This window comes from Peteryoungia algae, from assembly GCF_030369675.1.
GTDB classification, from domain to species: domain Bacteria; phylum Pseudomonadota; class Alphaproteobacteria; order Rhizobiales; family Rhizobiaceae; genus Allorhizobium; species Allorhizobium algae.
Genome location: NZ_CP128477.1, coordinates 3,327,531 through 3,342,557, shown reverse-complemented (window position 1 = coordinate 3,342,557; position 15,027 = coordinate 3,327,531). Strand labels below are relative to the sequence as shown.

Genomic DNA, 15,027 nt, shown 5'->3' with positions numbered 1-15,027 from the left:
GAAGATGGGTAGCATCACACTTCAGAACGTCTCGAAGACCTTTGGAGAAGTTTCGGTCATCCCCTCGATTGATCTCGAGATCAACGATGGTGAGTTTGCCGTCTTCGTCGGCCCGTCTGGTTGCGGCAAGTCAACATTGCTGCGACTGATCGCCGGTCTCGAAGACACATCGGGTGGCAGGATCCTGATCGACGGCAAGGACGCGACAGATCTGGCGCCCTCGCAGCGCGGCCTCGCCATGGTGTTCCAGTCTTATGCTCTCTATCCGCATATGAGCGTGCGCTCGAACATCGGCTTTCCGCTGAAGATGGCGAAGATGAACAAGGCCGAGATCGACCGGAAAGTCGAGGAAGCCGCCAAGATCCTCAACCTGACGGACTATCTCGAACGCAAGCCGCGCAACCTTTCAGGCGGCCAGCGCCAGCGTGTGGCGATCGGTCGTGCCATCGTTCGCTCGCCGGAATGCTTCCTGTTCGACGAACCTCTGTCGAACCTCGACGCGGCGCTGCGCGTCAATATGCGGCTCGAGATCTCGGAGCTGCATCAGAAACTGAATGCAACATCGATCTACGTCACCCATGATCAGGTGGAGGCAATGACGATGGCCGACAAAATCGTGGTGCTCAACAAGGGCCGCATCGAGCAGGTGGGTTCGCCGCTCGACCTCTACCGCAGCCCGCGCAACCTGTTCGTCGCCGGCTTCATCGGCTCTCCCAAAATGAACCTGATCAGCGGCCCCAAGGCTCAGGAACAGGGTGCTCACACAATGGGCGTCCGGCCCGAGCACATGACGTTGTCGACCACCGAAGGCGCGTGGAAAGGCAAGGTCACCGTCGCCGAGCATCTGGGCTCCGACACCTTCCTGCATATCGCCACGGAAGAGTTCGGCACGATCACCGCGCGCTGCAGCGGCGAAATGCCGGTCCGTCACGGTGACATCGTCTATGCGACGCCCGACGAGAACCGCATCCATCGCTTTGACGAGCGGGGACTGGCCCTATGAGCATGAGGCTTTCGGGCAAATCCGCACTGATAACCGGTTCCGCACGCGGTATCGGGCGGGCCTTTGCCGAAGCCTATGTTCGGGAAGGCGCGACCGTCGCCATAGCCGACATCGATCTCGCGCGGGCCGAAAACACGGCAGCCGAGATCGGCCCCCAGGCCTATGCGGTCAAGCTTGACGTCACCGACCAGACCTCGATCGAGGCTGCGATCCGGACCGTGGAAGATCGTCAGGGCGGTCTCGACATTCTGGTCAACAATGCCGCGCTCTTCGATCTCGCGCCAATCGTGGAGATCACGCGGGCGAGCTATGAGCGCCTTTTCTCGATCAATGTCGCCGGCACGCTCTTCATGATGCAGGCGGCTGCACGATCGATGATCGGGCGGGGACAGGGCGGCAAGATCATCAACATGGCAAGCCAGGCCGGGCGACGCGGGGAAGCCCTGGTCGCCGTCTATTGCGCCACCAAAGCAGCCGTGATTTCGCTGACGCAGTCAGCAGGCCTCGACCTGATCAAACACGGCATCAATGTCAATGCGATCGCGCCAGGTGTCGTGGACGGAGAGCATTGGGATGGTGTGGATGCGCTCTTTGCCAAATATGAAAACCGCCCTCTCGGCGAGAAGAAAACGCTCGTGGGAGCAGAGGTGCCCTTCGGCCGGATGGGCCGGGCAGAAGACCTGACCGGGATGGCCATTTTCCTCGCCTCGGCCGAAGCCAACTACATCGTTGCCCAGACTTACAATGTCGATGGCGGAAACTGGATGAGCTGACGGCTCTTGCGGCGCCAAGCCAAGGAATGCACCCATGACAGTCAAACTCTCGCTTGCAACTCTCGCAGACATTGGCGACCGGGCGTCCCTGCCCGCCTATCGCCGGAAGGATATCCGTCCCGGAATCCTGCATTTCGGCGTCGGCAACTTCCACCGCGCCCATATGGCGATCTATCTGCATGAGCTTTTTAACAAGGGCCGCGATCTCGACTGGGGCATCATCGGCGCCGGCGTCATGGTGTCGGACCAGCGGATGCGGGATACATTGAAAGCGCAGGACTTTCTCACCACTGTCGTCGAACAGGACAGGGACCGGTCTGCGGCGACAATCACCGGGCCGATGCTCGATGTGATTACGGCACCGGATTTCGAGCGGATCATTGCAACGCTCTCCTCGCCCGAGACCCGTATCGTCTCGATGACGATCACGGAGGGGGGCTACTTCATCGACCCGGCGACGGGGAAGTTCGACCTCACTCATCCCGCGATCGTCGCTGATGCGCAGGATCCCGCCAACCCCAAGACGGTGTTTGGTCTGGTGATTGCGGGCCTCAAGGCGCGCCGCGCCGCAGGCATTCCGCCTTTCACCGTGATGTGCTGTGACAATATTCCCGGCAATGGCGAGGTGACGGAAGCGACGGTCTGCGGGCTCGCCCACCTTTCAGACCCCGAATTCGCCGACTGGATCCACCACAATGTCGCGTTCCCGAACTCCATGGTCGATCGCATTACGCCCGCGACCGGACAGCGGGAGATCGACATCACCCGCGAGGCCTACGACATCGAGGACGGTTGGCCGGTCTTCTGTGAAGGCTTCAAGCAATGGGTGCTGGAAGACAAGTTTCCGCTCGGACGCCCGGCGCTGGAAGACGTTGGCGTCACCTTCGTGCCGGACGTTGCGCCCTATGAGCTGATGAAACTGCGAATCCTGAACGGTGGCCACGCAGCCATTGCCTATCCGGCAGCCCTCATGGATATCCATTTCGTGCATGAATCGATGGAGAACCCACTGATCCGCGCTTTCCTCGCCAAGCTGGAAAACGAGGAAATCATCCCGGTCGTCCCGCCTGTCCCGAACATCAGCCTTCAGGATTATTTCGGGCTGATCGAAACACGATTCTCGAATCCGAAGATCGGCGACACGATTCCACGCCTTGCTCAGGACGGCTCGAACCGGCAGCCGAAATTCATCCTGCCGTCGACAGCCGATCGCCTCGCCCAGGGTCTTGACGTACAGGGCCTTGCTCTCGTTTCCGCGCTCTGGTGCCGATACTTTGAGGGGAAGACAGACAGCGGAATAGAAATTACCTTCAACGATCCCAGCGCCGATCGCCTTCATGCAGCCGCTCTGGCATCTCGCAACGATCCTACGGCCTTTATCGGGATCAGCGACATCTTCGGGTCGGTCGGAGCCGATCCCCGCTTCCAGACGCAGTTCGCCACGGCCATCGACAGTTTGCGAAGCTATGGCACCGCCACTACGCTTCAACGCTACATCGACGGAACCCTTGCCAGCTGAGTGACCATGGAGCCGCAGCCGATTCGCCTTGTGATCTTCGACTGTGACGGCGTCCTCGTCGATAGCGAGGGGATCGCGCTCGAAGTGCTGGTCGAGGCCCTGGCGAAGAACGGTGTTCGGCTGACGATCGAGGGGGCCGCCGATCGCTTTCTCGGGCGCAGTCTCGGTTCGCTGGCGGAAGCCGTCAGATCCGAATTCGGCGTCGAGATCGATCCACCCTTTCTCGCCGGTATGCGCGAAGTTCTCTACGCACGCTTTCGTGCCGAATTGAAACCCCTGCCCGGCGTCGCGACGCTGATCGACGCCCTCAAGGGCGCGAATGTCGAATGCTGCGTGGCCTCCTCCAGCCAGCGGGAACGCATCGATCTTTCGCTCTCCGTCACAGGGCTACTGGCGCGTCTGACTCCACATATCTTCAGTGCCACCATGGTCAAGAATGGCAAGCCGGCGCCTGATCTCTTCCTGCATGCGGCGGCCGAAATGGGTACCGCGCCTGAGTCATGCCTCGTCATCGAGGACAGCCCCGCCGGTGTCAGGGCTGCCCAGGCCGCCGGCATGAAAGTCTGTGCTTTTACCGGCGGGTCCCATACTCACCATGCCAGCTATCGACAGGCGTTGATGCAACTCCAACCGGATGCCCAATTTGACGCCATGGAGAATTTGCTCCACTTTGTCTTCGGGGCGAGGAGACCGGAAGATCTGACTGATGCGTGAGCACATCTTGGCCGTGGATGTTGGCACGGGCAGTGCACGAGCCGGGGTGTTCAATCTGAGCGGTCGCCAGCTGGCCCGTCACGTCGTGCCAATCGGCGTGTACCAATCCCTCCCGAAACATCTGGAGCAGGACAGCGAAGAGATCTGGGCCGCTGTGTGTACGGCCGTTCGCGCTGCGCTTACGGAAAGCGGCGTTTCCGGAGAGTCCGTGCTCGCCATCGGCTTCGACGCAACCTGTTCGCTGGTCGTGCGGGATGGGGACGGCAAACCGATTTCCATCTCGGCTTCCGGCAGCCCCGGCCTCGACACCATTTTGTGGATGGATCATCGGGCGATTGCCGAAACGGAGGCCTGCAATGCCATCGCCGACCCCGTGCTGGACCGCTTCGGCGGGCGCCTGTCTGTCGAAATGCAAATCCCGAAGCTGCTGTGGTTGAAGACGCATCGACCTGACATCTGGGCCACCTGCGGGCAGATCTTCGATCTTTGCGACTACCTGACGTGGCGTGCGACAGCATCGGACAAACGCAGCCATTCGGCGCTTGCGTCGAAATGGGGATATACGCCTGAAGCGCCGGGCGAGCCGCCTCTCGACTACTACCGGAAAGTCGGCCTCGCGGATGTCATGGAACGGGCCGGGCTGCCATTGCGATCGGAGCATCCGGATCGGCTGATTGGCACGCTTACATCCGCAAGCGCTGCGGAGCTCGGCCTCGACGAGCATTGCCTGGTGGCGCCGGGTCTCATCGACGCCTATGCGGGCACGGTTGGCCTCTTTGCTGCGGGTGCTCGGCCTGAGGTGCCGCTATCGGCCGAGGCCGTGCTGATCGCGGGGACTTCGAGTTGCATCGTGCGCCTCAGCGAAGAACCGATCGCGGGTCCCGGGTGCTGGGGCGGATTTCGCGATGCCGCCGTACCGGGACTCTGGCTGACAGAGGCCGGGCAATCCGCCTCAGGTGCCTTTCTCGACCACATCGTCAAGCTGCATCCCGCCGGTGGCACGCCGATGAAGGCGCGTCACCGTGCGATCCTCGACGCCATCTCCGGGCATCTCGCGGAGGAAGGATCCGACTTCGGCCTTCCCATCACAGTCTTGCCCGACCTGCACGGAACCCGCTCGCCGCTCTCCGATCCCCTTTTGACCGGAACCATCGCCGGACTGGATCTCGATCTGAGCCCGGTGTCTTTGCACAAGCTCTATTGGCGCAGTTGCGTCGCGCTTGCCTGTAGCATCCGGCACATTATCGAGCACCAGCCGCTTCGCGCCGGTGCGCCGAAGCGGTTGTTGCTCGCGGGCGGACTGGCCGATCATCCGCTTTTGTCTCAACTCTATGCCGACGCCACTGGCTGTGACGTGCATGTGCCAAAGGATTGCGATGCGGTGCTTTTAGGTTGCGCGCTTCACGCCGCAGTGGCAGCTGGCGCCTTCCCATCCGTCGAAGAGGCGGGAAAAGCAATGCAGTTTGCCATGGCGCATTTCCCGCCATCACCCCTGCGCCAGGCTGCTCTCGTCCGCGATCATGCGCTTCTGAAGGCCATGATGCGGCACCGGGACGAGCTGGCGGAGCTCGCATCTGCGCCGGCTCCAAGTCCCGCTGCCATTCATCGGGCCATCTGATCTCGGCCGGTCGCAAGGCCGAACGAGATTTTGAAGTACCCTGGGCGGCGCACCGCTTGCGCTCAGAACTGAAACCTGCCATGTTGCCTATACAACTTGACGAGGTTTCGAGATGAAAACGCCTCAGACGCTGTTTTGTGAACGTGTTCTTCTGCCTGAGGGCTGGACGTCCGACGTCATGATCGGGATCGACGACGGTGGAATGATTGTCTCCATCCAGCCGGGACGCACCCGCGATGCGGACTCGATGCTTGCAGCCGGCCCTGTCGTTCCCGCCCTGCAGAACCTGCATTCTCACGCCTTTCAACGCGCCATGGCGGGGCTCGCTGAAAAGTCGGGATCGACCGATGACAGCTTCTGGACCTGGCGCGAGACCATGTACCGGCTGGTCGAACGCATGTCGCCAGACGATGTCGAGGTTGTGGCCACGAAGTTGTATAGTGAACTTCTGAAAGGTGGCTTCGGCCATGTCGTCGAGTTTCACTATTTTCATCATGCGGTCACGGGATCAGGTCGATCCGATGGCTTCGAGATGTCGGCCCGTATTCTGCGCGCAGCCGAGACGGCCGGGATCGGGCTGACGCATCTGCCCGTCTTCTACGCGCATGCCGGCTTTGGCGGCATCGCGCCCAATGATGGCCAGAAGCCGTTCATTCACAGTGTGGACGGTTTTCTCTCCTTGCTCGAACGTCTGGCGCCGGAATGCAAGGCAGTCGGCGCGCGCCTTGGCCTGGCCATTCATTCCATCCGGGCGGCGACGCCGGATGAAATGCGGGTTATCCTGTCATCCGAACATACAGGCGGTCCCATCCACATTCATGTCGCCGAACAGGAGCGGGAAGTGGAGGACTGCTTGGCTTGGAGTGGCCGTCGACCCGTCGAGTACCTACTGGATGAAATGCCCGTGGACGGTCGTTGGTGTGCTATTCACGCGACCCACATGACACCGGACGAAACGATGCGCCTGGCTCGCTCTGGCGCTGTCGCCGGCCTTTGCCCGGCCACTGAGGCCAATCTTGGTGACGGGATTTTTCCGGCGACGGACTTTGCTGCACAAGCCGGCGCATATGGTATCGGAACCGATAGTCATGTGGCGACCTCCGTTGCGGAAGAGTTACGCCTCCTCGAATACAGCCAGAGACTGCGCGATCGACGCCGTAACCGTCTGGCAGCCGGTCCGGGAACTTCCAGTGGTCGTACTGTCTTTGATGCGGTGCTCAAAGGGGGCGCGCAGGCTGCCGGTCAACAGACCAGCGGCATCCACATCGGCGCTCGCGCGGATCTCGTCGTCTTAGACGGCAGCAATCCGTTTGTTGGGACGAGCACTGGCGACCAGGTTCTCGACCGCTGGCTGTTTGCTTTGGGATCCGAAGCGGTTCGGGATGTCATGGCCGGTGGTCAATGGGTCGTCCAGGATGGGCGCCATCGAAACGAGGATGAAATCAACCGGGCTTTTCGGGAGGTTCTCCTGAAGCTGGCTTGAGCTTTTAAAAACGACATCAATCAGCACACAGAGAAGGGGAATTCCATGCTGAATAATAATCTGAAATACGCGTTGCTTGCGAGCGCCATCATACTCGGCGGATCCGCCTTCAGCGCCAATGCGGCTTCGTATTGCGCCGATGGAAAGACTGTGACGTTTGCCGGAATTGATTGGGAAAGCGGCGCGCTGATCACCGAAGTTATGAAAACAATCCTTGCCAAGGGGTACGACTGCAAGGTCGATTCTATCCCGGGCAATTCGGTGACGCTGGAGCAGGCGACCGCCAACAATGATGTCCAGATCTTTGCCGAAGAATGGATCGGCCGGTCCGACATCTGGAACAATGCGGTGGCCGCAGGGCAGGTCGCGTCGGTCGGGAAACCCTTCGTCGGCGCCTCTGAGGGGTGGTTCGTGCCCGAATATCTGGTCAAGGGTGACGCAGAAAAGGGGATTGAGGCGAGGGCGCCGGACCTGAAGAGCGTCTCGCAGCTGTCCGATCCAAAATTCGCCGAACTGTTCAAGGATCCGGAAGAGCCATCCAAGGGCCGCTTCCTCAACTGCCCGTCGGGCTGGACCTGTGAAGGCGTTAACACGGCCAAGCTGGAAGCCTACAAGCTGACCGATTCCTATGTGAACTTCCGGCCGGGCACCGGGACAGCGCTCGACGCGGCGATCAGTTCCGCGTACCTTCAGGGTGAACCTGCACTGTTTTACTACTGGAGCCCGACGGCTGTGATGGGCAAGTTCAAGCTGATTAAGCTCGAAGAGCCTGCCTATGACGAGGCCTGCTGGAAGGAACTCACAAGCGCCACCGGCAAGCGCGAAGGCGGCTGCGCCTTCCCGGCAGTGGACGTGGCCTACGGGGTCAACAGCACCTTCGCCAAGGAGGCACCAGAGATCATCGAGATCCTTGAGAAGGCGACCTTCCCCCTCGAGGATGTCAATGCAAGCCTCGCCTATATGGTTGATCAGAAGGCTGACGCCGGCGCAGCCGCTCAGGAATTCCTGAAGACCAGGGGCGACGTTTGGGGAGCATGGGTTTCGGCCGAAGCCAAAGCAAAAATTGAAGCATCGCTGCAGTAATTTCCGTCGGCCGCGCACTTGTTGTGCGGCCGACTCTCTCATCGATCGCGCCGCGCGCGCGGCACCGTATGGCCTCTCAGCGCCAAAGGACTGAGCGATGTTCCCAGACAGTTTCCACATATCCATCCGTGGACCGATCAACGACGCAGTCCAGTCGCTGGTGATCAACTACGGCTTCGTTTTCAAGGCGATTTCCCACACGATCCTACAAGCGGTTCTATTCATCGAATGGATCGTGCGAGGTCTTCCTTGGTGGCTGATCATCATTGTCTTCATGGCAATTGGCTGGCAAGCGACCAAAAAGATCACATTCGTTGCAATGGTTGCGATCCTGCTTTTTCTCATCGGCATGCTCGGCCTGTGGGACCTCGCCATGCAGACCCTCGCCCTGATGCTGATGGCCACATTGATCTCCGTCGCAATCGGGGTCCCCATGGGGATATGGCTGGCCAAGAGCAGGGTGATGCGCAGCGTCACGCTTCCAATCCTCGACGTGATGCAAACCATGCCGAGTTTCGTTTATCTCATCCCGGCGATCATGCTCTTTGGGCTAGGCAAGGTGCCGGCAGTGCTTGCTACCATCGTCTATGCCGTCCCGCCTCTGATACGTCTGACAGACCTCGGCATCCGCCAGGTCGATGGTGAAGTCGTGGAAGCCGCGACGGCCTTTGGTGGCAGCCCGCGACAGATACTGTTCGGGGTCGAGCTTCCGCTCGCAACGCCTACGATCATGGCCGGTCTCAACCAGACCATCATGATGGCGCTTTCCATGGTCGTGGTCGCCTCCATGATTGGTGCCCGCGGCCTTGGCGAACAGGTGCTGAACGGCATTCAGACGCTTGATGTCGGCAAGGGACTGGAGGCGGGTCTCGGCATCGTGATCCTCGCTATCGTGCTCGATCGCATTACCCAGGGCTTCGGCCGCTCTAAGCTGGAGGATCGCCAGGATGACTGAGATTTCAATTCGCAACGTCTTCAAGATTTTCGGCCGCAATCAGAAGGAGGCCGTCGCCATGGCACGAAGCGGTGCGGAGAAGGGCGAAATCCTCGAACGCACCGGCTGCAGCGTCGGCCTCAATGATATCAGCCTGACCATCGGCTCGTCCCGCATCTTCGTGATCATGGGTCTGTCGGGATCTGGCAAGTCAACCCTGGTGCGTCACATCAACCGCCTGATCGAACCGACGAGCGGCGAAATACTCGTCGATGGCCAGAATGTGCTGGAACTCAATGCCCGCGACCTGCGGGAATTCCGGACCCGCCGCGTCAGCATGGTGTTCCAGAGTTTCGGCCTCATGCCACATCGCACTGTCCTGCAGAATGTCGTCTACGGCCAGCGTGTGCGCGGTCTAAGCAAAGCCGAGGCCAATCCGATCGGCATGAAATGGATCCAGACGGTCGGTCTCTCAGGCTACGAGAACAAGCACCCGCACCAGTTGTCAGGCGGCATGAAGCAGCGCGTGGGCCTCGCGCGCGCGCTTGCCGCTGACACCGACGTGATCCTGATGGACGAAGCCTTTTCCGCGCTCGATCCACTGATCCGGACAGACATGCAGGATCAGCTACTGCAACTGGAAAAGAACCTTTCGAAGACCATTGTCTTCATAACTCACGATCTCGACGAGGCGCTCAGGATCGGTCACGAAATCGCTATACTCAAGGATGGACGACTGGTGCAGGTTGGCACGCCGAGCCAGATCCTCAACACGCCGGCAGATGACTACGTCGCCCGCTTCGTGCAGCGACGTGCCGGCGCGGAGGCGTCGAAACATGTCTGAAACAATCGCCCTGGAAACGTCACTCACCACTGACATGGTTGTTGCCATTGCCGACGGCGCGCAGCTCGTTCTGAGCCAACCAGCACGCCTCCGGATCAAGAATTCCCGCGCGATCGTCGATGCCTTGGTTGACCGGGGTATCCGTGGCTACGGGATCAACACCGGCGTCGGGGCCTTGTGCGACGTGATCATCGACCGCGAGGATCAGGCGGCACTCTCGCGCAATCTGTTATTCAGCCATTCCTGTGGCGTCGGTGAACTGCTCGGGCGGGTGGAAACGCGTGCCATCATGGCGGCTCAGATCGCCAATTTCGCCCATGGTTATTCCGGCATCCGGCTCGAGGTCGTCGAGGCGCTCGTCACCCTTCTGAACAATGATATGCTTCCGGTGATCCCATCCAGGGGGTCGGTCGGTTACCTGACGCATGGCGCGGCCATAGGGCTTGTCCTGATCGGATCCGGCGAATGCCGACATGACGGCCAGCTAATACCGGGCGCAGAGGCGCTGGCAGCACTGGGCCTCAAGCCGCTGGTGCTCCAGACGAAGGAAGGTCTGAGCCTCGTCAACGGCACCCCATGCGCGACAGGGCTTTCGGCCCTTGCCGTCACCCGGCTCGCGCAGCTTCTCGACTGGGCGGATGCCGCTGCGGCAATGACCTACGAGAACCTTGGCGCACAAGCCGATCCTTTCGCGGAAATGCCGCTGGCTTTGCGGAAGTCGGACGGACTGCAGCAGGTCGGACGCAATCTGCGAAAACTGCTGTCCGGGAGCGCACTTCTGGCCGAAGCTGCCGGTAAGCGGACGCAGGACCCGCTCAGCCTCAGGGCCGTGCCACACGTGCACGGCGCGGTGCGCGATGCGCTCTCACAGGTGCGCGCGGTGGTCGATCGCGAACTGGCGAGCGTCACCGACAATCCCGCTGTCAGCGGCTCGCCCGCGGATCCGCAGGTGCATTCGCAGGCGCATGCCGTCGGTGCGGCGCTTGGCCTTGCCATGGACAGCCTCGCCACCGCCGCCGCCGAGCTGGCTGCCATTTCCGAGCGGCGGGTTGACCGGCTCGTGAACCCGCTGGTGAGCGGGCTTCCCGCTTTTCTCGCCTCCGGTAGCGGCGTCGAATCGGGCTTCATGATCATTCAATACACGGCCGCTGCGCTGGTTGCGGAAAATCGGCGACTGGCGATGCCGGCCAGCCTCGACGGCGGGATCACCTCGGCGCTGCAGGAGGATATTCTGACCCATGCGACGCCGGCTGCGGGCAAGGCTCTGGCGATCCTCGACAATCTCGAGACTGTGCTCGCAATCGAGCTGGCCGCCGCCGCGCAGGCCTATGATCTTCAGCCATCCGGCGCCGGAAGGGCGATGGCGACAGAGAAACTTTATCAGTGGGTCCGGCGCGATGTCGGCTTCTACCGGGACGATCAGCCGTTGAATGCCGTTATCCGGAAGATCCAGGACATGCTGAAATCGACGGCAGCGTGGTCGGAAAGCGAGGCGACATGACGACGGTTCTGACAAATGCACGGCTTGCCACCATGGCGGCCAACAGCGCTGATCTCGGAACGATCGGCTCCGGCACGATCGTCATCGAGGGGGGCATGATCGCTGCGGTCGGCGAAGCCGGCGAAATCGGTCTGCCGCACGATGCCGACGTCATCGATTGCGAAGGTCGCTGGGTGACGCCCGGCCTCATCGATTGCCACACGCATCTCGTCCATGCCGGCAATCGCGCCCGGGAATTCGAGATGCGTCTCGCCGGTGCCTCCTACGAAGAGATTGCGCGCGCCGGGGGCGGCATCGTCTCTTCTGTGCGCCAGGTGCGCGAGGCGAGCGAAGCGGATCTTGTCTCGCAAACGCTTCCCCGGCTCGATGCGCTGATTGCCGAGGGCGTGACCACGGTCGAGGTCAAGTCCGGCTATGGGCTGACCGTCGAAGACGAGCTCAAGATGCTGCAGGCTGCACGGCGGCTCGCCGAGAAGCGCCAGGTTTCCGTCACCACGACCTATCTCGGCGCGCATGCGACACCCGCCGAGTACAAGGGCCGCAATCGCGACTTCATCGCGGAGGTCGTGATGCCGGGACTGCGCGCCGCGCATGCCGAGGGGCTGGTGGATGCCGTAGACGGGTTTTGCGAGGGCATCGCTTTCTCGCCCGAGGAAATGCAGCTGGTCTTTGATGAAGCGAAGTCACTCGACCTTCCGGTGAAGCTCCACGCAGACCAGCTTTCCAATCTTCATGGGGCAGCACTTGCGGCAGGATATCAGGCCCTCTCCGCCGACCATCTGGAATATACCGACGACGAGGGGGCCGCCGCAATGAGCAAGGCGGGGACAGTGGCCGTGATGCTGCCCGGTGCCTACTACTTCATTCGCGAGACGAAGAAGCCGCCGATCGAACTCTTCCGCAAACACGGGACGGCCATGGCGCTCGCTACCGATTGCAATCCGGGCACCTCACCGCTGACCTCACTCCTGGTGACGATGAACATGGGTGCAACCCTGTTCAACATGACGGTCGAGGAATGCCTTCTCGGCGTCACCCGCAATGCCGCTCGCGCGCTCGGGCGCCTCGATACGGTGGGGACAATCGAGCCCGGCAAGCAGGCAGACCTCGCCATCTGGTCGATCGAAAGCCCTGCGGAGCTCGTCTACCGCATCGGCTTCAACCCGCTCTACCGACGCATCTGGAACGGCCAAATCACCGAAGGAAACCTGTCGTGACCATTACGCTTCACCCCGGCCGCGTCACCCTCGCCGAACTCGCCCGGATCTACTGGACCGAAGAGAGTGCGGTCCTTGACCGCAGTTTCGATGCAGGGATCGAAAGGGCGGCGGCGCGCATTGCGGAAATCGCCGCCGGCAACGAGCCGGTCTATGGCATCAATACCGGCTTCGGAAAGCTCGCCTCGATCAAGATCGATGCGGCTGATACGGAAATGCTGCAGCGCAATCTCATCCTGTCGCATTGCTGCGGCGTGGGTCAGCCGCTGGCCGACGATATCGCCCGGCTGATCATGGCGCTGAAGCTCATTTCCCTCGGCCGTGGCGCTTCCGGCGTTCGGCTGGAGCTCGTCCGTCTCATCGAAGGCATGCTGGCGAAGGGTGTCACGCCGCTCATTCCGGAAAAGGGGTCGGTCGGCGCCTCTGGAGACCTCGCGCCGCTCGCCCACATGGCGGCGGTCATGATGGGCGAGGCCGAAGCCTTCTATCAGGGCGTCCGTCTGCCGGGCGCGGAGGCCCTGACGCGCGCGGGACTGACGCCGGTCGTGCTGGCGGCCAAGGAAGGTCTCGCACTGATTAACGGCACACAGGCCTCGACGGCGCTGGCGCTGGCCGGCCTCTTCCGCGCTCACCGCGCGGCGCAAGCGGCGCTCATCACGGGAGCACTCTCGACCGATGCGGCCATGGGCTCCTCGGCGCCGTTTACGGCGGATATTCACACGCTCCGCGGCCACAAGGGCCAGATCGATACCGCGGCGGCCTTGCGTGGGCTGCTGGCCGGGTCGGTCGTTCGGGAAAGTCACCTGGAGGGTGACGAGCGGGTGCAGGATCCCTATTGCATCCGTTGCCAGCCACAGGTCGATGGCGCCTGCCTCGATCTCCTGCGCATGACCGGGCGCACACTCGAAATCGAAGCGAATGCCGTCACCGACAATCCGCTGGTTCTTTCCGACATGAGCGTTGTCTCGGGCGGCAACTTCCATGCCGAGCCGGTGGCATTCGCCGCCGACCAGATCGCGATTGCGGTCTGCGAAATCGGCGCGATCGCGCAGCGCCGCATCGCGCTGCTGGTCGATCCTGCCCTCTCCTACGGATTGCCTGCCTTCCTCGCGAAAAAACCCGGCCTCAACTCTGGCCTGATGATCGCGGAAGTCACATCCGCTGCGCTGATGAGCGAGAACAAGCAGATGGCACATCCGGCCTCGGTTGATTCGACGCCGACATCGGCCAATCAGGAAGACCATGTCTCCATGGCCTGCCATGGCGCACGGCGTCTGCTGCAGATGACCGATAACCTGTTCTCGATCATCGGCATCGAGGCCCTGACGGCCGCCCAGGGCGTCGAATTCCGCAGCCCTCTGACAACGAGCCCGGAACTGCAACGGGTGATCTCCGCCTTGCGTGTCCATGTCGCCACGCTGGAGGAGGATCGTTACATGGCGCCCGATCTTGAGGCTGCCGGTCGGCTCGTGGCTGACGGCACGTTGATCTCGGCTGTCTCTGCGGGGCTTCTGCCGGGTCTGGAGGGTTGAGATGACGGTGTTTGAAGTCACGCGCGGCTCGTCGCCCGTCATTCTCGCCTTTCCGCACACAGGTATGGAGGTCCCGCCTGAGATCTGGGGTCGCCTCAATGACAACGGGAAGCTGCTTGCCGATACCGACTGGCACATCCATGAGCTCTACGCCGGCCTGCTGCCGGAAGCGACGACGGTCAGGGCGACCTTCCATCGCTATGTGATCGATGCAAACCGCGATCCCGAAGGTGTGAGCCTCTATCCGGGACAGAATACCACCGGTCTCGTGCCGCAGACCGATTTTGACGGGGTCGCGATCTGGAGAGGCGGCAAGGAGCCTGATAGCGACGACATCGCCGATCGACTGGCGCGCTTCCATACGCCCTACCATGGGGCGCTCAAGGCCGAGATCGAGCGCGTGAAGGCCATGCACGGCATGGCGGTCCTCTACGACTGTCATTCAATCCGCTCGCTGATCCCTTTCCTGTTCGAAGGAGCTCTGCCGGATTTCAACATCGGAACTGACCTGGGACGCACCTGCGACGACAGGATTGAGAAGACCGCCGCCGAGATCACCGGTCGGGCCCAGGGTTACACGTCGGTGGTCAACGGGCGGTTCAAAGGTGGCTGGACGACCCGGCATTACGGGAAACCGGACACCGGCGTTCACGCCATCCAGATGGAACTGGCACAGGTCACGCATCTGACCACTGAAGCACCACCTTTCGCCTATGACGCCGGGAAGGCCGAGAGGCTGCGACACCATCTCAAGGACATTCTGACATCAATCGAAGCCATCGCGCTCGACCTGAAACGCTGAGGAG

General features: G+C 61.6%; 13 protein-coding genes. All 13 read left to right on the top strand.

The window, feature by feature from the left end; translation table 11 throughout:
- Positions 1–4 precede the first annotated feature (4 nt).
- Positions 5–1,003 (top strand): ABC transporter ATP-binding protein, encoded by a 999-nt coding sequence (locus QTL56_RS15800; protein ID WP_229573767.1) that lies wholly within the window; start codon positions 5–7, stop codon positions 1,001–1,003.
- Positions 1,000–1,776 (top strand): L-iditol 2-dehydrogenase, encoded by a 777-nt coding sequence (locus tag QTL56_RS15795; protein WP_280640708.1) that lies wholly within the window; start codon positions 1,000–1,002, stop codon positions 1,774–1,776. Before QTL56_RS15800 ends, QTL56_RS15795 begins: the two co-directional genes overlap by 4 nt.
- Before the next feature lie 34 nt (positions 1,777–1,810).
- The gene (locus QTL56_RS15790; protein ID WP_245134021.1) at positions 1,811–3,295 is read left to right on the top strand and encodes a mannitol dehydrogenase family protein; all 1,485 of its coding nucleotides are present in this window, start codon (positions 1,811–1,813) and stop codon (positions 3,293–3,295) included.
- A 6-nt stretch (positions 3,296–3,301) separates the two neighbouring features.
- Positions 3,302–4,009, top strand: a complete 708-nt coding sequence (locus QTL56_RS15785; protein ID WP_245134020.1) for an HAD family hydrolase — start codon at positions 3,302–3,304, stop codon at positions 4,007–4,009.
- Positions 4,002–5,627, top strand: coding sequence for an FGGY family pentulose kinase (locus QTL56_RS15780; protein ID WP_245134018.1), 1,626 nt, complete (start codon positions 4,002–4,004; stop codon positions 5,625–5,627). The genes QTL56_RS15785 and QTL56_RS15780 overlap by 8 nt, the downstream gene beginning before the upstream one ends.
- Before the next feature lie 112 nt (positions 5,628–5,739).
- Complete coding sequence (hutF, locus tag QTL56_RS15775; protein ID WP_245134016.1) at positions 5,740–7,110, top strand: formimidoylglutamate deiminase; 1,371 nt, start codon at positions 5,740–5,742, stop codon at positions 7,108–7,110.
- A 45-nt stretch (positions 7,111–7,155) separates the two neighbouring features.
- Positions 7,156–8,193: an ABC transporter substrate-binding protein gene (locus tag QTL56_RS15770; RefSeq protein ID WP_229573776.1), complete on the top strand. Its 1,038-nt coding sequence runs from the start codon at positions 7,156–7,158 to the stop codon at positions 8,191–8,193.
- Between the two features lie 97 nt (positions 8,194–8,290).
- Positions 8,291–9,148: an ABC transporter permease gene (locus QTL56_RS15765; RefSeq protein WP_245134014.1), complete on the top strand. Its 858-nt coding sequence runs from the start codon at positions 8,291–8,293 to the stop codon at positions 9,146–9,148.
- On the top strand, positions 9,141–9,971 hold the full coding sequence (locus tag QTL56_RS15760; RefSeq protein WP_245134012.1) for a quaternary amine ABC transporter ATP-binding protein: 831 nt from the start codon (positions 9,141–9,143) through the stop codon (positions 9,969–9,971). Before QTL56_RS15765 ends, QTL56_RS15760 begins: the two co-directional genes overlap by 8 nt.
- Complete coding sequence (locus tag QTL56_RS15755; RefSeq protein ID WP_245134010.1) at positions 9,964–11,472, top strand: HAL/PAL/TAL family ammonia-lyase; 1,509 nt, start codon at positions 9,964–9,966, stop codon at positions 11,470–11,472. The genes QTL56_RS15760 and QTL56_RS15755 overlap by 8 nt, the downstream gene beginning before the upstream one ends.
- A complete protein-coding gene (gene hutI, locus QTL56_RS15750) occupies positions 11,469–12,689 on the top strand; it encodes an imidazolonepropionase (protein WP_245134008.1) in 1,221 nt (406 codons plus the stop codon). Before QTL56_RS15755 ends, hutI begins: the two co-directional genes overlap by 4 nt.
- Positions 12,686–14,221, top strand: coding sequence for a histidine ammonia-lyase (gene hutH, locus QTL56_RS15745; RefSeq protein WP_245134006.1), 1,536 nt, complete (start codon positions 12,686–12,688; stop codon positions 14,219–14,221). Before hutI ends, hutH begins: the two co-directional genes overlap by 4 nt.
- A gap of 1 nt (position 14,222) precedes the next feature.
- Positions 14,223–15,023 (top strand): N-formylglutamate deformylase, encoded by an 801-nt coding sequence (gene hutG, locus QTL56_RS15740; RefSeq protein ID WP_245134002.1) that lies wholly within the window; start codon positions 14,223–14,225, stop codon positions 15,021–15,023.
- The last annotated feature ends 4 nt before the right edge of the window (positions 15,024–15,027 follow it).